Below are 23,139 nucleotides of genomic sequence, written 5' to 3'. Positions count from 1 at the left end.
ATAGTTTTCGCGAAATCCACTCGCCGCAGGTGACGCCCGCGTATACGATTCGCCTGATTCTGTAACAGGCTCGTTGAGTACGTTTCGAGCACGTGACCGAATGCTCACAGCGGCGGCCATCCCGCACGTAAGGCCGCAGCCTGCCACTATGGAAGGCGTGACCAACGCCGGCCCCGGACGACCCCGCCTGACCGCTCGCCGACGCCCGGGTGGCACTGCCCGGGCGGAGATCTTGGATGCAGCCGCTGAACTGTTCACCACCCGAGGCTTCGCCGCGACGTCCACACGCCACATTGCCGAAGCAGTCGGAATGCGTCAGGCGTCGCTGTACAACCATTTCGCCACCAAGGACGACATCCTGGTTGCACTGCTCGCCGACACCGTGACGCCGGCGCTCGACTTCGCGGAGAATCTCAGGCCACTCGACACCGCACCCGAGGTCAAGCTGTACGCACTTTCGTACATCGACGCGGCCCAACTGATCACCGGACGGTGGAACCTCGGCGTCCTTTATCTCTTACCGGAACTGAGAAGTGACAGGTTCATGTCGTTCCGAGCCGATCGCGATCGGCTTCGCGAGCAATACCGGGCACTCGCCCAGGATGTGCTCGACGCGATTGACGATCCATCATCAACGCACCTGGCCGAGCTTCCGTTTCGCCTGGTAGAAAGCGTGATCAGCGCGCGAGCCGACGCGCTCGAAGGCACCCCGATTCCCGACGCCGCTGTCATCGCCGGGTCGGCGCTGCACATTCTTGGGTGGCGCCAGGATCTTGACCCCATCCATACGGAAGCGGCAACGCTCATTGCGAACGCAGAAACGCCGAAATTGTCCGGGGCTGCATCAGCTCCGGACAATTTCGACGCATTGAGGACCTAAACGGCCACGAGACTAGACCGAGAGGGACTGTCCCGGGAAGATCAGGTTGATGTTCGGAACCTGGCTGGCAAGGTTCTCGAGCGAGATGCCGTGTGCAGCAGCGATCTTCGACAGGGTGTCGCCTGCCTTGACCACGTAGTTGCCGCTTCCGGTGCTTGCTGCCGGAGCCGACTCGACGGAAGCCTCAGCGGTGACGGGGGCGGCTGCGGCCTCGTAGTTGCCTGCGGTGGTGCCGGTGGTCAGGTACTGACCGCAGACGGGCCATGCGCCGACGCCCTGGCCTGCGAGAACGTTCTCGGCGACACGGATCTGCTCGGCCTGGCTGGCGTTGGCAGCGTTGCCCGATCCACCGAATGCGTTCCAGGTGCTCTGCGTGAACTGCAGACCACCGTAGAAGCCGTTTCCGGTGTTGGCGGCCCAGTTACCGGAGGACTCGCAGTTTGCGACTCCGGACCAGTCGTGGCCGGCTGCCGAAGCGGTGCCGGTGCTCATGGCGAGCGGGATCGCGACGACTGCGCCTGCGGTTGCAACTGCGCCGAGGGCGCGCTTGAAGGTGATGCTGGTCATTGGGTAAATCCTCTCCGCTACCGCGGACGAGGTCGGCCCGGACGCTTTCACGTCTCGTCGATCGACTCGTCTGTTTCACTCCTGCCCCGCGAAGGTTTCGGGAGTACCGGACCCGCGGGGCAGAAGCACGCAGTTGCGGGTCGGTGTTTGCCCGGTAGTTTCGGGCTGTCAACGACCGTAGGCGATGGTCACGGATTGGTCACGGGGCAGTTTTCCGGCACTACCGTACCAGATTCAGTCGAGTTTCAAGAAATAACCACAGGTCAACTAGTTGATTCGAGGTTCAACCATACCGATCGTTATCCGTCCGTTATGTGTCAACCGTCACTGCGATTTTGTGACCCACCGCACCGAAAAAGGCCGTGTCGGACCACGAAGGAGCCCCCTTCGGATGTTAAGAGATTCCTGGCAACCGGCAAAAACCAACCGCCCCAATCGTTATGGAGAATCAACTGGTGATCATCGCAGTAGAAGGACCCAGCGCCGCCGGCAAGACCACTTGGTGCCGAGCCCAGATGACGAATGAATCGGTCGTCGAGGAATTCGTGGCCGAATATCAGCCCACCGGGTTCGAACCGGATGGAACCAACCTCGAAGTGCAGGCAAGTTACTGGACAACGGTCAATTCGAAGCGATGGTCGCAAGCGGAAGATCTCGAAGCGAGAACCGGTATCGCGCTCTGCGACAGCGACCCGCTGAAACTGCACTACAGCTGGTGTCTCGCTGCGGTGGGCGCAGCACCTCGGGAGCGATTCGAGTACGAGCTCGCGGCAGTCGAGACAGCTTTCGAGCACCTCGAACTGGGTTTCGCGGATCTGACCGTCATCTCGATACCGTCACCGGGGCAGCTTCTACTTCAGCGCGAAGGAGACCCCAGCCGCCGACGACGGCATTTCGAGCTTCACGCGGCGCTCGCCGAGCCCCTCACCCACTGGTACTCGGCGGTGAACAGGGTAGATCCAGGTCGCGTTGTGTGGCGCTTTCCGACACAGCTCGATCTTTCGCGCTGTCCCCCGCCTCGATCGGATCGCAGCGATCCGGGCCTCCTTCGCGCGATGATCAACGAGCTGCCGCCTCTCCCCAGGTAGGGAGTGGCTGCTCGATCTCAGCGCGCTCGTTCGACCCTGGCCTCGTCCCACACCGGCGACTCGCTCTCGTACACGTTCCCATCCGATCCGAAGACGAGGAACCTGTCGAACCCGCGCGCGAACCAGCGATCGTGCGTGACCGAGATGACCGTGCCGGCAAACTGAGCAATGCCCTGCTCGAGCGCGTCAGCCGAATGAAGGTCAAGGTTGTCGGTCGGTTCGTCGAGCAACAACATCGTGGCGCCGGAGAGCTCGAGGAGCAGGATCTGCAATCGTGCCTGCTGACCGCCGGACAGGTCGTCGTACTTCTGTTCCGCAGCTTGGGACAATCCGTAACGGTCCAGCGCGCGGCTCGCCGCTTCGCGTCCCATTCCGCTGCGGTGTTCGTCGCCCATGTGCAGGATCTCGAGCAGCGTGTTTCCGGTCAGATCGGGCCTGGAGTGTGTCTGCGCAAACAATCCGGGACGTACCCGGGCACCCAGCGTCGCATTACCCCCGTGCTCGACCGGCGCGATGTCGAGCGCCTCGACGGGCAGATGCTCGCTCCCCGGATCGGTCCCCCCACCCGCCAAGAGCCGAAGGAAATGCGACTTTCCGGATCCATTGGAGCCCAGCACGGCAACCCGATCTCCGTACCAGATCTCGGTGTCGAAAGGCTTCATCAATCCGGTCAGCTCGAGATCTTGACATACCAACGCGCGCTTGGCGGTTCGCCCGCCCGCCAGCCGAACCGTCACCTTCTGCTGAAGTGGAATCGCTTCGGGTGGCCCTGCCTCCTCGAACTTCGCCAACCTGGTTTGCGAGGCGTGATACCGCGCAGCGACGCCGTCGTTGAACTTGGCCTTTTCACGCAATCGCAGAACCAGGGCACGTAATTTCGCGTGCTCCTCGTCCCAGCGTCGGCGCAGTTCTTCGAATCGAGCGTTGCGATCCTCGCGGGCTTGGTGGTAGCTGGCCAGCCCAGCGCCGTGCGTCCACGACGTTGCGCCGCTGATTCCGGGCTCGAGCGTCACGATGTGGGTGGCCGCGTTGGCGATCAGTTCGCGGTCGTGGCTGACGAACAATACCACTTTCGACGATTCCGAGATCGTCTTTTCCAGCCATCGCTTGCCCGGAACATCGAGGTAGTTGTCCGGCTCGTCCAGTAGGAGTGCGTCGTCGGGCCCAGCGAACAGTGCTTCGAGAACCAACCGTTTCTGCTCGCCACCACTGAGGGAGTTGGCCGCGCGCCACTTCGCACGGTCATAGGGAACACCGAGAGCCGCGGTAGTGACCTTGTCCCAGAAGTCTTCGGTCTCGTAGCCGCCCACGTCGGCCCAATCGGCCAGCGCATGCGAATACTTCATTTGAGTTGATTCCTCGTCGCGCTCGATCATCGCGTTTTCTGCCGTATCGAGCGCCAGTGCTGCGTCCCGGATCCGTGCCGGCGAGACGGACAACAGAAGATCGCGCACGGTGGACTCGTCGCGAACCTGGCCGACGAATTGCCGCATCACGCCCAGTGTTCCGGATCGAGTGACAGCGCCCTCGTCGGCGACGACGTCTCCGGCGACAATGCGGAGCAACGTCGTCTTACCAGTCCCGTTGGGGCCTATCAGTGCAGTTTTTGCACCGTTGCCGACCCGAAAGCTGACACCGCTGAGCAGTTGCCGACCATCAGGAGAAAGTAGTCGACGTCGGCGATGTTGAGGTGGGTCACGCTGTCAAGAGAACCCTACCCACGGCGATCTGCCAAACCATTATTCCTGCCTTCGGTCTCGAGCTCACTACCGTCGCGGGATCGTCCAACCGCATCGAGCGCCGCCAGATATCCGAAAACCATTGCGGGACCGATAGTTGCACCTGGACCGGCATAGGTATGACCCATCACCGGTGAGCTGGTGTTACCTGCTGCATAGAGCCCGTCGATGACCGAACCGTCGGCGCGCAACGCTCGCGCGCGAGCGTCCGTGTTGATGCCGCCTTTGGTCCCCAGGTCTCCAGGCACCATCTTCGCGGCATAGAACGGACCCTTCGTGAGTTCTCCGAGACTGGGGTTGGGCTTGTTGGTGCAGTCGCCGTAGTAGTGGTCGTATCTGCTTGTCCCACGGCCGAAGTCGCGATCGACTCCGTCGCGCGCGTGACTGTTGAATCGTGTGATGGTCGCGGACAGCGCATCGCCCGGCACTCCGATCTCGGCAGCGAGTTCGGCAATCGATCCAGCTCGCACGATCGCACCCGATTCGATCCACGACCGAGGTATCGGCCTGCGCGCCGGAACCCCCGCGAACAGGTAACGGTCACGGTACGTCTGATCGAAGATCAGCCAAGCCGGGATGTTCTCAGCGGGTCCTTCACCTCGGCCGTACTTTCCGCCGAACATGGCGTGTGCCGCTTCGACATAGGGAAGCGACTCGTTCATGAAGCGCTGACCGCTGGCGTTGACCATGAGGCTGCGAGGCAACGAGCGTTCCGCCAAGGCGAACCACGGGCCTTTGGGCAGTGGAATCGACGGGGCCCACCACGCGTCGTCCATGTACGAAATTGCGGCGTCGACGCGTAGAGCTGCACGGATACCGTCCCCGGTATTGGTCGGTGCCCCGAGAGTCCACTGCGCGCTACTCGGCCGGCGCTGGTACTCGCCTCGCATGTCGTCGTTGTTGTCGAACCCGCCACACGCGAGGATGACACCGCATCGAGCGTGCATGGTGGTCTGCACTCCCCCGGACTCGAGTCGCACACCCACGACACGATCACTGTCGGTTACCAAATCCACAAGCCTCGTCCCGAGCTCCACCGTCACTCCGGCGTCCCGAACTCCGAGCATCAGTTCGGCCATGAGCGCCGGCCCGAGCCCGATCAGCTTCTTCTTCCGAGCTCTTGCGGCCAGGGATCTCATTCCTACCCGAAGCATCCGCACCGGACCCCGCCAATGCCGGATCCCCGTGCTCAGCCAACGGTAATCAGATTGTTGGACAACCATGTTGAGCGGAACCTTCATGTACGGCGGATGAAGTGTCGCAAGATCGTCGCCCAGAGCTCGCGCGTCGAACGGGCGCGGCTCGCACGAGCGGCCGCTTGCACGTCCGCCAGGTGCCTCGGGAAAGTAGTCGGAGTACCCCTTCACCCATTCGAGCTCCAACGCAGAGTGACGAATCAGGAAATCGAGGGCTTCCGGACCCCGATCGATATACGTGTCGATTCGGTCGGCGTCTGCATCCTCTCCGACAATGCTCTTCAGATATGTTCGCGCAGAGTCGATATCATCTGTCGGTGCCTCGCGGCGAAGTATCGAGTTTCCCGGAATCCACACGCCGCCCCCGGACCGGGACGACGAACCGCCCCAGTATTCGGACTTCTCCACGAGTATCGTCGAGAGTCCGTTGCGGGCTGCGGTGATGGCTGCGGACATGCCGGCAGCCCCCGATCCGACAACAACGACATCCACTACGGGCACATCTACTACGGGCGGCACGGCGCCCGGAGAGTTCTCGTCCATCACTGGTCACGACCTTTCGTGTCATCTTCGTCCTGCGTGTGCCACCGGGATCCTCGAACAGCGTCGAGCGCCCCCTCGACGCACACGGGAAGTGATGCCCCGCGCTTGTGAGGGTTACGTATCCATTGCCGATAACCGAACTCCGCCGCCGCCAACATCAAATGAACGAGAAGTCCTGGGCGGCTGTCGTTTTCCGGATCGAGTTGCATACGTTGTGCCACCAACTCGACCAGCCGATCACGATGTTCGGGCGCGATCAGCGCGACTCGATCCATCAGGTGCGGCGCGGTACGGAACGCCGATCGCCACTGATCGATCTCCGAGGACTCGAAAGCATTGGAACGCTCGAGGATTGCCCGTGAGATCGCAAGATCAGCCGACTCGGTCGGTGGGCGATCCTCGAGCAACGTCACGATTCCGGCACCGCCCTGCCTGACCGGCTCCAACAGCAGATCCTCCTTGTTACGAACGTGCCGAAAGTACGTACTCGCCGACACCCCCGCTGCCGCCGCAATCTGCTCGGTGGTCACGTCCTCGAAACCGTCACGCGCGAACAGATCGAATGCCGCACGTTGAATGTCTGCTCGCACCTGCAACCGCTGTCTCTCCCGTAGTGACATCAGCAACGTCCTCCCGCCTCGGCCGAGATCCGGCCGTTCTCGATAATGCGAGTCTCACCTATTGTGACAGTCACTGTCAATATCCAATTCTCTGTCAGATATCAGCAGACCAGGGCACATCGTTGACAGGGCATTCGATGCCACGACAAGCTTCGAAGATGAAACGATGGGGACCGAATCGAGACGTTTCTCCAACAATTTGTCGATGCGGGGCTTCAAGGCGCGGTCACCGAAGCGTATTTCGGTGGTCCACTCTGGCGCATGACCCTGCTCGCCCGTTTCGACGACCGAGCCCTTGGCCCCGACGGCGCCGTCATCTATCGAAATCGAACAGTGCTTCTCGTTCGGACCAAGTGGGAAAGATCATCGAGCAAGAGGACTACTACGAGGACACCGCCAGAATCGGTGACTTCGACAGGCGGCTCCGCGAAATCGAAGCCGGACGAGCCTGTGGCACAGTCGTGGAATGACAGACGTCAGGATTGACCGCCACCGAAAGCTGTCGGCGTTCCTGTCTTCCCAGAACGATGTCGAACTGGCCCGACTGGTCGACACCGTTCAAATCTCGAGTGTCGGCGTAGGCGGCGCCGCAGGAGTGATCAGGGTCTATGACAACAGGCTCAACGGCGTTCCGGTATTCACCAAACGCATCCCACTGAGCGTGCGGGAAATCGCCGAGGTGGGCTCTACTTCCAACCATTTCGATCTGCCGACGTTCTGCCAGTACGGCATTGGTGGCCCAAGCTTCAACGCCTGGCGAGAACTGGCCGCGAACATCGTGGTCACCGATGCCGTTCTGGCCGGCGAAACACAGTCGTTCCCAATGCTTTACCACTGGCGGATACTTCCCGGACGTTCGCCCGTTGCGGCCGAACACGCCGACATCGATTCCGTTCACACCGCCGGCGCCAGCCGTGAAGTGCGGACCCGTCTCGAAGCGCTTGTCGCTGCGCCGTGCAGCCTCGTACTGTTCTGCGAGTACATCGAACACCCGATCTCGAATTGGCTGGAAGACAACCCGTCCGCCAAAGCTGCCGAAGTCGAGCGACAGTTTTCGGAGATCGTGGCATTCTTGCGCGATCGACAGTTGCTGCACATGGACGGACATTTCGGCAACATGCGCACCGACATGGAGCGGATCTATCTCACCGACTTCGGACTGGCCACATCCCCACACTTCGACCTGTCGACTGCCGAGCACGACTTCGTCCTGCGCCACGCCACTCATGACGCCGACTACGCCGCCATGCTTCTGGTCAACTGGCTGGTGACCGAGGTCTGCGGGGTACCGAGGCCGACGAGCGGCGGACCAGTCGCCCGCAACCAGTACGTACGACGATGCGCCACAGGTCATATTCCAGGTGATGTGACACCAGAGGTGGCCGCGATCGTGACACGGCACGCGCCCGCCGCTGCGAAGATGAACGACTTCTACTGGCGATTGTTCGACGGCGACTTCGATGCGCCCTACCCGCATGCCGCGCCAGTTCCGACTTCCGGTCGAGCACAGGGTTTTCCCTGAACTGCCGTATTCACATCTCAGGGTTCATGTCATCCTCGGGACCGATGTGCTGGTCAGTGCCGGTAGGGCACAGTTCTCCTCATGATTGAACTGAGGGGATTGACCAAGGTTTACGGACCGACGAAAGCGGTGGACGACTTGTCGTTCACGGTCAAGCCGGGCATCGTGACGGGCTTCCTGGGCCCGAACGGTGCAGGCAAGTCGACGACGATGCGGATGATCCTGGGTCTGGATCAGCCGACGTCGGGTGCGGCGTTGATCGAGGGCAAGCCGTACCGCGAGCTCAAGACGCCGTTGCGGACGGTGGGTGCGTTGCTGGATGCGAAGTGGGTGCACCCCAATCGCAGTGCGCGTGCACATCTGCAGTGGATGGCTGCTTCGAACGGGATCCCGAAGTCCCGCGTCGACGAGGTGCTCGGGTTGGTCGGATTGTCCGAGGTGGCGGGCAAGAAGGCCGGCGGGTTCTCGCTCGGTATGTCGCAGCGTCTGGGGTTGGCGGGTGCGTTGTTGGGGGATCCGAAGGTGTTGTTGTTCGACGAGCCGGTCAACGGTCTCGATCCGGAGGGCATCGTCTGGATTCGTAAGTTCATGCAGCGGTTGGCGGCCGAGGGCCGCACGGTGCTCGTGTCGAGTCACCTCCTGTCGGAGATGGCGCTCACGGCGGAGCAGTTGGTGGTGATCGGTCGGGGTCGGTTGATTTCGGATTCGACGGTCGCGGAGTTCGTGGATCGTTCGTCGGAGTCGACGGTGCGCGTGCGCAGCCCACAATTGGACGCTCTCCATGCCGCATTGACTGCCCAGGGACTGACTGTCCGCGAGGAACATTCAGGATCGGAGCCGGTGTTGGTGGTCGTGGATTCGACCACCGATGTGATCGGTGGTTTGGCTGGTTCGCAGGGAATCGTGTTGCACGAGTTGGCTTCTGTGCAGGGATCGCTCGAGGATGCGTTCATGAAGTTGACCGGGGACGATGTCCAGTACCACGCATCCGGTATCGATCCGGGCGCCGGAGCCCACCACGCAAACACACAGCACGCTATGGGAGGTGCACTGTAATGGCTGTTCTCAGTGCTGAACGTATCAAGATCACCACGACCAAGTCGCCGCTGTGGTGCACGATCACAATCATCGTCCTAGGGTTGGGCGTCGCCTGGATGATCGGGCGTTCGTCGAGTTCGAGCATTCAGGCGTACAACGACGAAGCCGCATCAGGAACTCCTGATTTCGAGAAATTCCTCCCCACGTTCAACGACGCGGGGCTAGGAGTATCCGGATTCGGCGTCATGGTCCTGATGATCATGGCGGCGCTCGCGATCACCAGCGAGTACCGCTTCGGCATCATCCGTACCACCTTCCAGGCCATCCCGAGTCGGGCTTCGGTTCTGATCGCCAAAGCCGGCCTGATCGGGGCTTTCGGCGCGGTGCTGTCCTTCGTTCTCATGCTCGGCGCGGTATTCATCACCAAAGCTGCGGCAGGCTCTGAAGGTTCCACCAATCTGGCACTGGACAACGCCGACGCCTGGCGCGCCGTTTACGGCGTACCGATCTTCGCGTTCCTCTGCGTTGCCCTTGCCATCGCCGTCGGAGCACTCCTTCGTCAGTCCGCCGGCGCCATTGCACTACTGCTGCTGTGGCCACTGCTCATCGAGAGCCTGTTCGGCATGTTCGGATCCTTCGGCAGAAACGTCACACCGTTCCTCCCGTTCGCCAACGCCGACCACTTCCTCTCTTCGGGTTCGAGCACCAATTTCCATTGGGGCCCTTGGGGAAGCTTGTTCTACTTCGCAGCGTTTGTGCTGGTGATATTCGGAATCAGCATCGCCGTCGTCAACAAGCGCGACGCCTGACCGAGTCGCAAACCGACCAAGACCAAAACTGGCCGCACCGGAGCCCTTCCGGTGCGGCCAGTTTCGCGTTGACAGAACCCGCAGCGCTTGTCGATCACGCCAAGGAACAGGGCACGCGCGGGTTCGCGTCACTCTGCCCCGCGGACGCGGCACCTCGAAATAAGACCTGGTCGAGTTCCTGGCAGACTGACCTTACGCGTCAGCGTTCCAGTTGCGCGGCAAGCTCTTTCATCCAATCGAGGAATGCCTGCGGGCCGTCGAACTGGACGCCGTCGACAGCAGCCACTTCCGGTGCGATGTCGTCGCCCTTGACCACCAACGCTTCTCCACCCGAGGCAAGGACAGCGGCAAAGGCCGGTAGGTCACCCCGGTCGTCGCCCGCGTACGCGACGACGTCGACCCCTGCGGCCGCGATCGCGCGAAGGAGGCCTGTCCCCTTGTCCTCCTCAACGGGTGGGCGCAATTCCTCGACCAACTTCCCGGGCTCACGCCGCAACCCGGTCCGGCTCGCGATTTCAGTTGTCGCTGCTTCCACCAGACGCTGCGCGGCCGCTCGATCTGCAGCCCGACGCCAATGCACGGCCACCGCAAGGCCTTTGCTCTCGACATGGATGCCAGGAACTGCCTGAGAATCGAACAAGCGGCGCAGGTCGGCTTCTGCTTCAGCGACGGCATCACTGAACGCCGCGACGGCCGGAAGCACCTCGATTCCGTCGTCCGTCCAGGTCTCGACACCGTAGGAACCCATGAGCACAACGGAATTCAAGCTGAGCCGCTCTCGCAAGAACGACACAGGCCGTCCCGAGAGCAAGCCGACAACACCGAGATGCTCGGCCAGGGTCGCAAGCACGTCTTCGGCGCCGGGCAGGAGTGCACTCGCCGACGGATCATCGACGATGGGTGCAAGCACACCGTCGAAATCCATCACCAGTCCACAGCGAGCTGGATCGGACGTGAGTCGGAGGATGACGTCCGAAGCGGTTCGCATGGTTCGAGTGTGCCAAATCGATCGCACTCGCAATACCAACACCGGAGCCGAATGTAATCTCTGCCACTTCGTCCAGGTTGTCCGGAACCGCTGAGTAGGTCGCGTCGTCTCCCTGTAAGGGCCCACAGTGGTCCGCTAAAGTTCTCACGACGCTTACCAACTGGGGGGGTAATGATGAGCGAATTGACTGTCGCCACTGACGGCATCCGAAAGTACGGCTCGACGTCGACCGAAGCGGCAGGACGCATCGTGCAGGCCGCCGCCGTCGATCTGGGTGCAAACATCGCAGCAGTCGCACCGGCCGTGGGCCCCGTCGGGATCGAATTTCTCGAAGCATTCGCGCGCGCTCAGGCCACACACACCAAAGATGTTGCAGCACTCGCCAGGTTCTACGCCGGCAACGCCGCGACGGCCGGTGCAGCCGCGCAGGCCTACGACACCACAGATCATGCAATCGCAACAGATCTGACCGCTGCGGCCGGATCGATGGGCGCGACCGCGTGAGCACCGAAGACGACTCGACGACCGTCATCGAATTCCTTCACGGTGGCGCTCCTGCCCCGGTACTGCCGAACAATGTGGTCGAATCGATGCTCGCCGGCATACCGGTACCGGCACTCCCCGGAATCGAAGATCTGTTCGCGCCCTTGATCGAACTCGGGAAGAGTCTCGGCACAGGCACTTTTGCGGGCATCGATCCCGTCGGCATCTTCGATCAGGCGTCCACTCTCATCGACCACGCCATGGGACTGTCCCGAAGCGCGGTCGCCGACGTGGGCCAGACCTGGAACAGCACCGGCAGTGACGCCGCGACCGAACTGTCGCGATCCGCCCAGAACAGCGGCGCAGAATTGAGCGAACGCGGAACCGCGATATCGAAAACTGCTGCCGCCGCCGCGGAATCGGTGCAGCGGGGCAACGCGAATCTCGCGGCAATCGCGCAGTCCTTCGCCACCACGGTTGCAGCTGCCGCGCCCATCGCGTGGACACCACCAGGCCAGGCGATGTTGCTTGCCTCGGCAGCTGAACACATGCAGGCAGCCGTCGCGGCGGTGACTCGGACGCGTGGGGAGATGCTCGGGCACACCGCAGCCATGAACGCCCTTGCCGGACCGATCCCCGTGCCGACCCCACCGACCAGTGAGGCACTCTCCAACCTGGTCAGTGCGGAGGCAATCAACAACGCCGCCCGTCAGATCGCCCAACCTCTTTCTGCCTCAACCGATGCCGGTGATGCGCCGTACTCCACCCACCCGGACTCCACTCAGCCAGGCACCGAGGCTGTTCGAACCTCGGCTGCACAGGCCGGCGCCGGGCTTCCGACCGGCGTCGACAAGCTGTGGGGCGCAGGCAATCCGTCGACGTCACTCGCAGCCGGCGCGTCGCCGTCACCCAGTGCGACGGCAAGCTCTGGCGGAGCATGGGTGGGTGGAAGCGGTGGCACTACCGGCGGAATGGTGAGGGGTGCAGCGGGAGTTGCTGCAGTTCAACCGGTTCCGGTAGCAACGCCCGGCCTGGGTGCACCATCGTCGACAGTCGGCAGTAGCGGCATGTCGCCGGGCGGCATGCTGGGCGGTGGACCCCGCGGATCTCGGGACGACGAGTCGTCACGCACTACCCCGAGGTATCTCGTCACTGCCGGCGACGAGAATTCGATGGTCGACGATCTGCCGATGGTGTCGCCGCCCGTGCTCGGGGCTGACGATCCCGATCAGTACCTGTTCCGAGATCTCTGATCAAGACAAACCTCAGACGAAGCCCAACTCCCGCACCGCCGCACGCTCCTGCTCCAGTTCGCTGACGGACAGGTCGATCCGTTCGCGTGAGAAGTCGTCGATCGCGAGGTCGGGCACGATAGCGAACTCGCCATCGGCACAGGTCACCGGGAAGGACGAGATCAATCCTTCGGGCACCCCGTAGGAACCGTCCGAACAGACGGCCATGGATACCCAGTCGTCCTCGGCGGTACCGATCACCCAGTCGCGGACGTGGTCGATCGACGCGCTGGCCGCACTCGCCGCAGAGGACGATCCACGCGCAGCGATGATGGCGGTGCCTCGCACCTGCACAGTCGGGATGAAATCGTTCTCCACCCAGTCGCGGTCGTCGATCACCGCGAGTGCAGGCTCACCTGCGACAGTCGCGTGGGACAGGTCCGGGTACTGCGTCGCCGAATGGTTTCCCCAGACGGACACCTTGCGCACCGACGACGCACGAACCCCGGTCTTCTTCACGACCTGCGCGATCGCTCGGTTGTGGTCGAGACGTGTCAGCGCACTGAACCGAGTATCGGGTACATCCGGTGCATTGTTCATCGCGATCAGCGCGTTGGTGTTGGCCGGGTTTCCCACGACCAGCACCTTGACGTCCGAGGCTGCGTTGTTGTTGATCGCCTTCCCGTGCGCTGTGAAAATCGCGCCGTTCGCACTCAGCAAGTCGGCACGCTCCATCCCCTTGCTCCGCGGACGTGCGCCGACCAGCATCCCGACGTTCGCGCCGGAGAAGGCGACATCGGGATCGTCGGTGATGTCGATGGAGCTCAGCAACGGAAATGCGCCGTCTTCGAGTTCCATCGCAACGCCTTCGGCAGCGGACACGGCGGCAGGAATCTCGAGCAGTCGAAGTTTGATCGGGACGTCAGCGCCGAGCATCTCCCCCGCAGCTATGCGGAAAAGCATTCCGTATGCGATCTGACCCGACGCTCCGGTTACCGTGACGGTTACGGGCGCAATACTCATTGCCGACTCCTCACCTGCCGTTTTCACGACTGTCCGTTCTACAACGCTGTAAGAACGGTTTCCACGCTAGTCGAGTAAACCGGCCACTTCGTGGTCTGTCAGTGTGGTTCTCGGCACTCGTCCCTCCGCCGTCACGAGTTCGACGGCGCGGTAGAGCGGACGCTCGGCGAGTCCGGCGCCGCGGGCTTCGGCACGCAACTGTTCGATCAGCACCGAGGACAACGCGGCAGCCGGTACCAACTCGCTGGCCGCCAGCGCGTCCGCGAGCTTGCGGAGTGCAAGGATCTCCAACTCGCGCCCACCCCCCGCGGTATACAGCGCGAGCGGGATCCGCACGGTGGACCGTCCGTCGCCGAGCGTCAAGCTGAGTTCGCTGATCCGGCCGGACCTCACCGTCAATGCCGCCGTGAGTACCTCGGCCACGTCGACGACGTTGGTTCGAAAACCAGCTTGCGCACGAACTCTGTTGCCGTACAACGTGATGTGCCGGCGCAGCGTCATCAGGATCGCCAGTGACGTCGGCACCGCGATGACGGCGCCGACGATCACTCCAACGGTCGCCGTCGAGAACACACTGACGATCAACCCGACGACCACGCCGAACACCACGACAACAACGGCGAATTTCTTCAGCCGCGGCGCGATCAACGCCACGGGAACCAGATCGAGCGAAACCGGTTCGGCCTCAGTGCTCAACGAGTTCCCCGAGCTTGTCGACAACCTGGTCGAGCGCCACTGTCTCCTGCTCACCTGTTGCCAACTGTTTGACAACGACAACGCCCTCTTCGAGTTCACGCTCGCCGAGAACCAAAGCGATCGCGGCACCCGAACGATCAGCTGCCTTCATCGAGCCCTTCACGCCACGGTTTCCGTACGCCAGGTCGACGCGAATCCCATTGGCACGCAACTGATGTGCGATCTTCACCAGTGCAGCCTTCGCCTCGACACCCATCGGTACACAGAAGACGTCGACACGCGCCGGTGGCCCAACGGACTTGCCCTCGGCCTCGAGCGCGAGAACCGTGCGGTCGACGCCGATTCCGAACCCGATGCCCGAGAGCGGCTGTCCACCCAGCTGTTCCATCAGACCGTCGTAACGACCACCACCACCGATTCCGGACTGCGCACCCAGTCCGTCGTGCACGAATTCGAAGGTTGTCTTGGTGTAGTAGTCGAGGCCGCGGACCATGCGCGGGTTGACGACGTACGGAACGCCCAATGCGTCCAGGTGCGCTAGCACCTCGTCGAAGTGCGCCTTGCAGCTCTCGGACAGGTGATCGAGCATGAGCGGTGCGCCGGCCGTCATCTCGCGTACATCTGGGCGCTTGTCGTCGAGCACGCGGAGCGGGTTGATCTCGGCGCGTCGACGCGTGTCTTCGTCGAGTGGGAGTGCAAAGAGAAACTCCTGCAGCAGTTCGCGATACTGCGGCCGGCAGGTGTCGTCACCGAGAGAGGTGATTTCGAGGCGGAAGCCGTCGAGCCCCAACGACCGGAATCCGGCGTCGGCGATCGCGATGACCTCAGCGTCGAGCGCGGGGTCGTCGATCCCGATGGCTTCTACGCCGACCTGCTGCAACTGGCGGTAGCGACCGGCCTGCGGGCGCTCGTAGCGGAAGAACGGGCCCGCGTAACTGACCTTGACCGGCAACTGTCCACGATCGAGGCTGTGCTCGATGACCGCACGCATGACTCCGGCGGTTCCCTCGGGACGCAACGTCACCGAACGGTCACCGCGGTCGGCGAATGTGTACATCTCTTTGCTGACGACGTCGGTCGACTCACCGACACCGCGAGCGAACAGGCCGGTGTCCTCGAAGATCGGCAATTCGATGTGGCCGTATCCGGCCAACCTCGCGGCGCGCGTCAAACCGTCACGAACGGCGACGAATTCGGCTGACTGCGGCGGAACGTAGTCCGGAATGCCCTTGGGTGCAGAGAAGGTGCTGGCTTTACTCACGAGAGGTACTTTTCCTTATTCTTGTGCGCTGAGTCCAACGAGAAACGGATTCGAGCTTCGCTCGGCGCCGATCGAACTGTTTCCGCCATGCCCGGGCAGGACCACTGTCTCGTCACCGAGTACCAATAGCTTGCGGGCGATCGAAGCGAGCAACTGCTCGTGATTTCCGCCGGGCAGGTCGCTGCGCCCGATGGAACCCTGGAACAGGGTGTCACCGGTGAACGCCAAATCCACGGGCCCGCTCTCGGTGTTCGCCTGGGTGCGGAACACCACCGATCCCTGCGTGTGCCCGGGTGTGTGGTCCACGACGAACGTCATTCCGGCCTCGGTGATCTTGTCTCCGTCGGCCAGTTCGATCACCTCGTCCGGCTCCACGAACGTCATGCCTTGAATGAATTCCTTCATCGTCGGGCCGATCCCCCGTGCCGGATCGCTGAGCATGTAGCGATCCTCGGGATGGATGTACGCGGGTACGGAATACCGCTCACAGACCTCGCGGGCCGACCACACGTGATCGAGATGACCGTGCGTCAGGAGGACCGCCGTGACCGACATGTCCTTGGAGTCCAGATATTCGAAGAGCGGCTCAGCTGCATCCTGACCCGGATCTACGACTACGCACTCGCACGCGTCGTCCTGAGCGAGTATGTAGCAGTTGGTTTGGAACATCCCGGCCGGAAAACCAGTGACGAGCACGGGGGCAACTCCTCTTCGAAGGGTGGAAACGAACAACACGCTGTCGGTTACAGCCTAAGCTGCTGCCCCGCCAGTAAGTTCTCAGGTTGCAATGGGAGACTCTGACGACGAGTAGAGCCGCTTGCCGAAGCCGACCCCCAGGGTGTCGCTCGGCCGGCCGACCACGATCCACCCGCGATACGGAGGACTACAGCAGTGCCGAGTAACGAGCAACGCCGCGAGGCGGCGAAACGCAAGCTCGAGCGTCAGCTCGAACGTCGCGCAGAACGTGCCCGCAAGCGCAAGCAGATGACGATAGCCGGAACTGCGCTCGGCGTGGTCGTCGTAGTCGGCGTCGTCGGTGGACTCATCTGGCTGAGCAATCGCAGTGACGACGACGCGAACACCACCAACACTGCTGCCGACGACTCGAGCCTCACGCCACAAACCGCGGGTGCAATGCCGGCCGGTCTGTCGACGCCACTGGCCGACACGGTTTCCTGCTCGTATCCAGCCGACGGCGCTACCGCGTCCAAGGCCAACAACCCTCCTCGTACCGACGGGATTCCCACCACCGCGCCGGACGCGACGCCGAGCATCAGCGTCGAGACCTCGCAGGGAAACATCGGGCTCACACTCGACGGAACGAAGTCTCCGTGCACGGTCAACAGCTTCGTGAGCTTGGCGCAGCAGGACTACTTCAACGACACCACCTGCCACCGCATGACGACGAGCCCCTCGCTCCAGGTGCTGCAGTGCGGTGACCCGTCCGGCACCGGCACCGGCGGACCGGGCTACGGCTTCGACAACGAATTCCCCACCACGGCGTATTCCACCACCGACCCGGCAGCGCAGGAGCCCGTCACCTACGCGCGCGGCACGGTTGCGATGGCCAACACCGGGGCACCCGGTAGCAACGGCAGCCAGTTCTTCCTCGTCTACGGCGACTCACAACTCCCCCCGCAGTACACGGTTTTCGGCACGATCGACGAAACCGGGCTCGCCACTTTGGACAAGGTCGCGGCCGGCGGATCGACGCCAGAGGGTGACGGCAAGCCGAATCTGACCACCGACATCAAGACAGTAAGGCTCGACTGATGCGACGTAAACCTGTGATGCGCTTTCCTGTAGTTATTGCCGCCGCAAGCGCCGCGGCGCTGCTTCTGGCTGGTTGTTCCAGTGATTCCGGTAGCTCGGACTCGCCGTCCAGCACCTCCAAGGCGAAGACGACAACGGCTGACATGCCGCCGCTCGACATGTCACAGTTCGACGCACTCCCGCCTGTCCCGACTCCGGCCTCGGCGACCGTCGACTGCTCGTACCCGAGCGCGGCGGGTGCAGCAAAAACCGTCAATCCGCCGAACTCCACGGGTGTGTCCACCGAGGGAACCGTCAACGTCGCGCTCACGACTACGGCCGGCCCGATCGGGATGGAACTGAACCGGGCGGAAGCCCCCTGCACGGTCAACAGCATCGTGAGCTTGACCGAGCAGAAGTACTTCGACGACACCCCGTGCCATCGACTCGTCACCACACCCGGTCTACAGATCCTGCAGTGCGGCGATCCCTCGGGCAAGGGCACGGGCGGACCGGGCTATGGCTTCGACAACGAGTACCCGACCACTGCCTACCCGGCTAACGATCCGGCACTCTCCTTGCCTGCCGTCTACCCCCGCGGCACGCTGGCAATGGCCAACTCGGGTAAACCGGGCAGCAACGGCAGTCAGTTCTTCCTCGTCTACGAGGATTCGGTCTTGCCGCCCAACTACACGGTCTTCGGAAAGATCGACGACGCCGGCCTGGCGACGATCGAGAAGATCGCGGCCGACGGCGACGACGGTGGCATGGGAGCAACCGGCGGCGGTGCACCCAACACCCCGATCACCATCGAGACTGCAGTAGTCGCCTGACCCCCTGTGCGCCTTTATTAACCGCCCGCGGTTAATAAAGGCGCACAGCATTTTACGAAGCAGAGGTCACGCGGTAGACGTCGTAGACGCCTTCCACGTTACGAACCACGTTGAGAACATGACCCAAGTGCTTCGGGTCACCCATCTCGAAGGTGAACTTGCTGATCGCCACTCGGTCACCTGAGGTGGTGACCGAGGCCGACAGGATGTTCACCTTCTCGTCGGCCAACGCCTTGGTGACGTCGGAAAGCAACCGATGACGATCGAGCGCCTCAATCTGGATCGCGACCAGGAACACCGATGTCGCTGACGGTGCCCATTCGACGTCGATGATTCGCTCCGATTGATCGTGGAGCGAGTTGGCGTTGGTGCAGTCGGTACGGTGCACGCTGACCGCGCCGCCACGCGTGACGAAGCCCAGAATCGAATCGCCCGGTACCGGCGTGCAACACTTCGCGAGTTTTGCCACCGTGCCCGGTGCTCCGGGAACCAGAATTCCGGAGTCACCCGTACTGCGGGTGCGCACCGGCATGGTCGACGGCGTCGAACGCTCGGCCAGTTCCTCCTCGACGGCGCCGACGCCGCCCAGATGAGCAACCAGTCGCTGCACGACGTGGTGCGCCGACACCTGACTCTCGCCTACGGCCGTGTACAACGCCGAGACGTCGGGATAGCGAAGTTCGTGCGCGATCGTGCTCATCGATTCGGCATTCATCAACCGCTGCAACGGAAGTCCCACACGGCGGACCTCCTTCGCGATCTGATCCTTGCCGGACTCGAGCGCCTCCTCGCGGCGTTCCTTCGCGAACCACTGACGGATCTTCGCCTTGGCACGCGGCGAGACGACAAACGTCTGCCAATCACGGCTCGGCCCGGCGGTGGCAGCCTTCGACGTGAAGACCTCCACCACTTCGCCGTTTTCGAGAGTTCGTTCCAGCGCGACCAGTCGGCCGTTGACCCTGGCACCGATGCATCGGTGCCCGACCTCGGTGTGCACCGCATACGCGAAATCGACGGGGGTCGATCCGGCAGGCAACGTGATGACGTCGCCCTTCGGCGTGAAGACGAAGATCTCCTTGACCGCGAGGTCGTAACGCAACGATTCGAGGAACTCCCCCGGATCGGCCGCTTCACGTTGCCAGTCGAGTAGCTGACGCATCCACGCCATGTCGTCGACCTCGGCGATGTCGCCCGCGTGCTTGCCCTTGGTCTCCTTGTACCGCCAGTGCGCGGCGATACCGAACTCCGCGGTCCGGTGCATGTCCTGGGTCCGGATCTGGACCTCCAGGGGCTTGCCTTCCGGTCCCACGACGGTGGTGTGCAGCGACTGGTAGACGCCGTAGCGCGGCTGTGCGATGTAGTCCTTGAAGCGTCCGGCCATCGGCTGCCACAGCGAGTGGACAACACCGACCGCGGCGTAACAGTCACGCACCTCTTCGCACAGAATGCGCACGCCGACCAGATCGTGGATGTCGTCGAAATCGCGGCCCTTGACGATCATCTTCTGGTAGATCGACCAGTAGTGCTTGGGCCGGCCCTCGACGATGGCATTGATCCGCGAGGCGGACAGAGTCGAGTTGATCTCGGCGCGAACCTTGGCCAGATAAGTGTCTCGAGAGGGCGCGCGATCGGCGACCAGTCGAACGATCTCGTCGTACTTCTTCGGGTGCAGGATCGCGAACGAAAGGTCCTCGAGTTCCCACTTGACGGTCGCCATTCCGAGCCGATGCGCAAGTGGTGCAATGACTTCGAGAGTCTCACGCGCCTTACGTGCCTGCTTTTCGGGCGGCAGGAATCGCATCGTGCGCATGTTGTGCAGACGATCCGCAACCTTGATCACGAGCACGCGCGGGTCCCGCGCCATCGCGATGATCATCTTGCGGATGGTTTCGCCCTCGGCTGCGGTGCCCAGAACGACCTTGTCGAGTTTGGTGACTCCGTCGACGAGATGAGCGACCTCGTCACCGAAGTCCTTGGTCAACTCTTCGAGTGAGTAACCGGTGTCCTCGACGGTGTCGTGCAGAAGGGCTGCGACGAGGGTGGTGGTGTCCATACCCAACTCGGCCAGAATGCTTGCGACGGCCAACGGATGCGTGATGTACGGATCGCCGGACTTGCGCCGCTGGCTCGAATGTCTGTCCTCGGCGACGTCGTACGCACGCTGGAGCAGCGCGAGGTCGGCCTTCGGATACAGCTCACGGTGGAGGCTGACCAACGGCTCGAGCACCGGGCGGATGGTGGCGTTGCGCTGACCGGTGATGCGTCGAGCAAGCCGAGCGCGCACCCTACGGGAGGCGGAAGCGGGCACGGCCAGATTCTGCCCACCCCGATTGCCGGTAGTTTGCGCAGATCCCGAATCGTCGGGCACCGCGGACTTCGATGGTGTCGTCTCCGGAGCCGGAACTGCACCCGTCTCCTGCGACACTGCACCCGAGTTCTGTGATCGATCAAGATTCGACGTCATGTCGCCACCTCCTACCACCGAGTTGGTTGAGGCAACCGCCCTGCATCGGGTAATTGCCCTGGAGGTCTAACTCGACCCCCAGGAGACAACTTTAATACTCAGACCTTCACCAGTGATGTCAGTGGGTACTTCAAGAAGCGATCTCGACCGCGCAGTTCCTCGATCTCGAGCACCACTGCGACGCCGACGACGTTCGCTCCACCCAACTCGACCAACTGTACAGCCGCCTCGAGTGTCCCTCCGGTAGCCAGAACGTCGTCGATCACCAGAACATTCCGCCCGGTGAGATCGAAGCCGTTTGCGGGAATCTCGAGAGTCGAGGATCCGTACTCGAGGCTGTACGAACGAGAGAGCACCGGCGGCGGCAGTTTGCCGACCTTCCGCACGGCAACGACTCCCGCACCCATCTTCGCGGCCGCACCGGCACCGAGCAGGAATCCACGAGCATCGACGGCGGCGATCGTGTCGGCGTCCGGAGCACAGGAGACAAGGGCATCGAGCACGGCCCCGAACCCCTCGGCGTCGGCGAACACCGGAGTCAGATCGGCGAACCGAACACCGGGACCGGGAAAGTTGTCAGCCCAGCGGGTCAGCCGAACAACGGCGTCCCCGGCAGCCCGGTGGATTGCGATCAATTCTTCAGTCGTGTGCAAGGCAACACCATTCGAGACGCTCATCTGCGTAGTACCCATCTGTCCATGTTCCAGCCGGTAGCGGCCCGAGTCGGATTGACCAACACTGCCGACATGCCTGGAGCTACAGCGACAGTTCGTAGTTGATTGAACAGTGGAATCGTAGGCACCTGGGTCCACAGGATGTTCTCCGCCTCCACCGAGAGTCCCAATTGCGCACTCGTGCTCGCATCCACGTTCAACTGATCGATGATCTGATCGATCCTGGCATTTCCGTACGTACCGAGGTTTGCGCCGTTGCCCGATCGCAGCGCTCCACGCGCGTCGATCATGCTCGCTGTTCCGTCTGCGCCGACTTTGCCTGCCATACCGGAAAGCACGGCGTCGACTCCCCCAGTCTGCAGACTCGCAGGATCGAAGCTGTCGCTACTTGCGTCCTCGACCGTGATTCCCGCCGGAGCACACGCGGCTTTCGCTTCGGAGACGATCTGCGCCCGCACCGGGTCCGGTGCGAGGTACCCGACCCGGACGGTCAACTGGTCGAGGTCGGCTTCCGACAACGACGTCTTCGCAGCCTCGATGTCGGCATTGGCGTACCGATCACCGTCGACCGCAGCGGCGTCGCTGTAAACGAGTGAATCCGGCGCCATCAGTCGCGAATCGACCACGCCGGAACCCAAACCCGCCTGCGGCGCATTCTCCGTCTGCCCGAACTTCTCGAACAGAGTCGTACGCGGAACACAATGCGCGAACGCTCGACGGGCGGCTTCGTCGCCCAGCGAACCAGAGGTCGCGAGAACGAACTGCTCGATCGACCGCGACGGAATCTGTTGGACGTCGAACCCGGACGGAGTACCGAGTTCGCCAGCCGAGCCGGAAGCGACGTCGACTACCTCGATCGAGTTCTTGTCGAGATCCTCGGTCAGATTCACACCACGTGGCCAGACGACGATGCGATCGGTCGCAGGCTTGTTGCCCCACCACCGCTCGTTCGCGACCAGCACCAGGCCGTCGTCGGTACTGTACGAGTCGATTCGATACGGACCAGCGGAGGGCAGTACGGAGGTGTCCACCTGACCTGGAGTCAGGTTCCACCCGGTGTTCCAGAAGTCCGCGATCTTCGACAACGCTTCGGTGTCACCGGCATTCACCGCGCTCACCAGGTCGCTGACACCCGTGCGCTGCGTCACGACGTGTGAAGGCATCAACGCAGTCGCACCGAACAACGACCGCCAATCGGTGAACGATCGCCCGGGTTTGAAGAACACCGTCGCGTCCTTCGCCCCGCTCTGGCAGTCGATCCGGTCGATGTCCGCGTATCCGAGATTGTTCGCCGTGTCGAACATGGGCTTCACGGCACCATCGACGTCTTCGGTGAACTTGCCACTCGACGCCGCCCAGGTGAGGACGAGATCGTCACAGGACATCGGAATCCCGTCGGAGTACACGGACGCCGGATTGAGCTTGTACGAGACCGTGAGCACGTCACCGGGCAACTCAGACGCCGTTCCGATGTCGGTGTCGGAGACAGGTGCTCCGGCCGGGCCGGTGAACGTGAAGCCGGGAAGCACCCGGCCGAACGCGGCCATCGCCCCGGACACCGATCCAGCTGTCGTGTTGGCGTTGTACGTGGAGATGGAGTTGTCGATGGCATATCCGATGGACGGAACCTGCTCGGCGCTTTCCGAGCAGGCCGCCAACGAACCCGCAGCCACAGCGGTGGCCGCAACGAACGTCATCGATCGAACCAGTGTGCGTGTTCTTGGGAGCATG

The 23,139-nt window shown here is 62.7% G+C and carries 21 protein-coding genes; 9 read left to right on the top strand and 12 right to left on the bottom strand.

The window, feature by feature from the left end; translation table 11 throughout:
- Nucleotides 1-148 precede the first annotated feature (148 nt).
- Nucleotides 149-880 (top strand): TetR/AcrR family transcriptional regulator, encoded by a 732-nt coding sequence (locus ACVZUB_RS14235; RefSeq protein ID WP_003944898.1) that lies wholly within the window; start codon nucleotides 149-151, stop codon nucleotides 878-880.
- 12 nt (nucleotides 881-892) lie between these two features.
- Here the strand turns inward: ACVZUB_RS14235 and ACVZUB_RS14230 are convergent, their stop codons facing one another.
- Nucleotides 893-1,447 (bottom strand): LysM peptidoglycan-binding domain-containing protein, encoded by a 555-nt coding sequence (locus ACVZUB_RS14230; RefSeq protein ID WP_003944949.1) that lies wholly within the window; start codon nucleotides 1,445-1,447, stop codon nucleotides 893-895.
- A 440-nt stretch (nucleotides 1,448-1,887) separates the two neighbouring features.
- Between ACVZUB_RS14230 and ACVZUB_RS14225 the strand changes: the two genes are divergently transcribed.
- Nucleotides 1,888-2,535: a hypothetical protein gene (locus ACVZUB_RS14225; protein WP_058038739.1), complete on the top strand. Its 648-nt coding sequence runs from the start codon at nucleotides 1,888-1,890 to the stop codon at nucleotides 2,533-2,535.
- 17 nt (nucleotides 2,536-2,552) lie between these two features.
- On the opposite strand, the gene ACVZUB_RS14220 is transcribed toward ACVZUB_RS14225, so the two are convergent.
- The 3 genes from ACVZUB_RS14220 to ACVZUB_RS14210 all read right to left on the bottom strand — a co-directional run bounded on the left by ACVZUB_RS14220 (nucleotide 2,553) and on the right by ACVZUB_RS14210 (nucleotide 6,633).
- A complete protein-coding gene (locus ACVZUB_RS14220) occupies nucleotides 2,553-4,181 on the bottom strand; it encodes an ATP-binding cassette domain-containing protein (RefSeq protein WP_202426856.1) in 1,629 nt (542 codons plus the stop codon).
- Between the two features lie 68 nt (nucleotides 4,182-4,249).
- Complete coding sequence (gene kstD / locus ACVZUB_RS14215; protein WP_482628502.1) at nucleotides 4,250-6,013, bottom strand: 3-oxosteroid 1-dehydrogenase; 1,764 nt, start codon at nucleotides 6,011-6,013, stop codon at nucleotides 4,250-4,252.
- Nucleotides 6,013-6,633 carry a TetR/AcrR family transcriptional regulator gene (locus tag ACVZUB_RS14210; RefSeq protein WP_482628501.1) on the bottom strand — a complete coding sequence of 207 codons (621 nt, stop codon included), beginning with the start codon at nucleotides 6,631-6,633 and terminating at the stop codon, nucleotides 6,013-6,015. Before ACVZUB_RS14210 ends, kstD begins: the two co-directional genes overlap by 1 nt.
- A gap of 466 nt (nucleotides 6,634-7,099) precedes the next feature.
- Between ACVZUB_RS14210 and ACVZUB_RS14205 the strand changes: the two genes are divergently transcribed.
- The 3 genes from ACVZUB_RS14205 (at nucleotide 7,100) to ACVZUB_RS14195 (ending at nucleotide 10,002) form a co-directional block, all read left to right on the top strand.
- Nucleotides 7,100-8,155 carry a BUD32 family EKC/KEOPS complex subunit gene (locus ACVZUB_RS14205; protein WP_482628500.1) on the top strand — a complete coding sequence of 352 codons (1,056 nt, stop codon included), beginning with the start codon at nucleotides 7,100-7,102 and terminating at the stop codon, nucleotides 8,153-8,155.
- A gap of 81 nt (nucleotides 8,156-8,236) precedes the next feature.
- Nucleotides 8,237-9,211 carry an ABC transporter ATP-binding protein gene (locus tag ACVZUB_RS14200; RefSeq protein ID WP_042919882.1) on the top strand — a complete coding sequence of 325 codons (975 nt, stop codon included), beginning with the start codon at nucleotides 8,237-8,239 and terminating at the stop codon, nucleotides 9,209-9,211.
- Nucleotides 9,211-10,002, top strand: coding sequence for an ABC-2 transporter permease (locus ACVZUB_RS14195; RefSeq protein WP_003943323.1), 792 nt, complete (start codon nucleotides 9,211-9,213; stop codon nucleotides 10,000-10,002). Before ACVZUB_RS14200 ends, ACVZUB_RS14195 begins: the two co-directional genes overlap by 1 nt.
- A gap of 199 nt (nucleotides 10,003-10,201) precedes the next feature.
- On the opposite strand, the gene otsB is transcribed toward ACVZUB_RS14195, so the two are convergent.
- Entirely contained in the window at nucleotides 10,202-10,990 is a 789-nt protein-coding gene (gene otsB, locus ACVZUB_RS14190) for a trehalose-phosphatase (protein ID WP_482628499.1), read from the bottom strand.
- A gap of 174 nt (nucleotides 10,991-11,164) precedes the next feature.
- On the opposite strand from otsB, the gene ACVZUB_RS14185 reads away from it, so the two are divergent.
- Together ACVZUB_RS14185 and ACVZUB_RS14180 are read left to right on the top strand one after the other, a co-directional pair.
- Nucleotides 11,165-11,494 (top strand): type VII secretion target, encoded by a 330-nt coding sequence (locus ACVZUB_RS14185; RefSeq protein WP_482628498.1) that lies wholly within the window; start codon nucleotides 11,165-11,167, stop codon nucleotides 11,492-11,494.
- Complete coding sequence (locus tag ACVZUB_RS14180; RefSeq protein ID WP_234551402.1) at nucleotides 11,491-12,726, top strand: hypothetical protein; 1,236 nt, start codon at nucleotides 11,491-11,493, stop codon at nucleotides 12,724-12,726. Before ACVZUB_RS14185 ends, ACVZUB_RS14180 begins: the two co-directional genes overlap by 4 nt.
- A 12-nt stretch (nucleotides 12,727-12,738) precedes the next feature.
- On the opposite strand, the gene ACVZUB_RS14175 is transcribed toward ACVZUB_RS14180, so the two are convergent.
- From ACVZUB_RS14175 to ACVZUB_RS14160, 4 genes are all read right to left on the bottom strand, one after another.
- A complete protein-coding gene (locus ACVZUB_RS14175; RefSeq protein ID WP_042452093.1) occupies nucleotides 12,739-13,728 on the bottom strand; it encodes a malate dehydrogenase in 990 nt (329 codons plus the stop codon).
- A 66-nt stretch (nucleotides 13,729-13,794) separates the two neighbouring features.
- The gene (locus ACVZUB_RS14170) at nucleotides 13,795-14,424 is read right to left on the bottom strand and encodes a hypothetical protein (RefSeq protein WP_482628497.1); all 630 of its coding nucleotides are present in this window, start codon (nucleotides 14,422-14,424) and stop codon (nucleotides 13,795-13,797) included.
- Entirely contained in the window at nucleotides 14,414-15,685 is a 1,272-nt protein-coding gene (gene hisS / locus ACVZUB_RS14165; RefSeq protein ID WP_482628496.1) for a histidine--tRNA ligase, read from the bottom strand. The genes ACVZUB_RS14170 and hisS overlap by 11 nt, the downstream gene beginning before the upstream one ends.
- 15 nt (nucleotides 15,686-15,700) lie before the next feature.
- Nucleotides 15,701-16,381 carry an MBL fold metallo-hydrolase gene (locus ACVZUB_RS14160; protein WP_007732970.1) on the bottom strand — a complete coding sequence of 227 codons (681 nt, stop codon included), beginning with the start codon at nucleotides 16,379-16,381 and terminating at the stop codon, nucleotides 15,701-15,703.
- A gap of 195 nt (nucleotides 16,382-16,576) precedes the next feature.
- On the opposite strand from ACVZUB_RS14160, the gene ACVZUB_RS14155 reads away from it, so the two are divergent.
- Together ACVZUB_RS14155 and ACVZUB_RS14150 are read left to right on the top strand one after the other, a co-directional pair.
- Nucleotides 16,577-17,458, top strand: a complete 882-nt coding sequence (locus tag ACVZUB_RS14155) for a peptidylprolyl isomerase (protein ID WP_003943303.1) — start codon at nucleotides 16,577-16,579, stop codon at nucleotides 17,456-17,458.
- Complete coding sequence (locus ACVZUB_RS14150; RefSeq protein WP_371748384.1) at nucleotides 17,458-18,270, top strand: peptidylprolyl isomerase; 813 nt, start codon at nucleotides 17,458-17,460, stop codon at nucleotides 18,268-18,270. Before ACVZUB_RS14155 ends, ACVZUB_RS14150 begins: the two co-directional genes overlap by 1 nt.
- Before the next feature lie 52 nt (nucleotides 18,271-18,322).
- On the opposite strand, the gene ACVZUB_RS14145 is transcribed toward ACVZUB_RS14150, so the two are convergent.
- The 3 genes from ACVZUB_RS14145 to ACVZUB_RS14135 all read right to left on the bottom strand — a co-directional run bounded on the left by ACVZUB_RS14145 (nucleotide 18,323) and on the right by ACVZUB_RS14135 (nucleotide 23,138).
- Nucleotides 18,323-20,734: a RelA/SpoT family protein gene (locus ACVZUB_RS14145; RefSeq protein WP_003943344.1), complete on the bottom strand. Its 2,412-nt coding sequence runs from the start codon at nucleotides 20,732-20,734 to the stop codon at nucleotides 18,323-18,325.
- A gap of 98 nt (nucleotides 20,735-20,832) precedes the next feature.
- A complete protein-coding gene (locus ACVZUB_RS14140; RefSeq protein ID WP_165638376.1) occupies nucleotides 20,833-21,411 on the bottom strand; it encodes an adenine phosphoribosyltransferase in 579 nt (192 codons plus the stop codon).
- Entirely contained in the window at nucleotides 21,408-23,138 is a 1,731-nt protein-coding gene (locus ACVZUB_RS14135; RefSeq protein ID WP_482628495.1) for an ABC transporter substrate-binding protein, read from the bottom strand. The genes ACVZUB_RS14140 and ACVZUB_RS14135 overlap by 4 nt, the downstream gene beginning before the upstream one ends.
- Nucleotide 23,139: the final 1 nt, after the last annotated feature.

The sequence above is a fragment of the Rhodococcus sp. OS5 genome (assembly GCF_056837585.1).
Note: the sequence above shows the minus strand (reverse complement) of the source record. Positions and strands in the feature narration are given on the sequence as shown.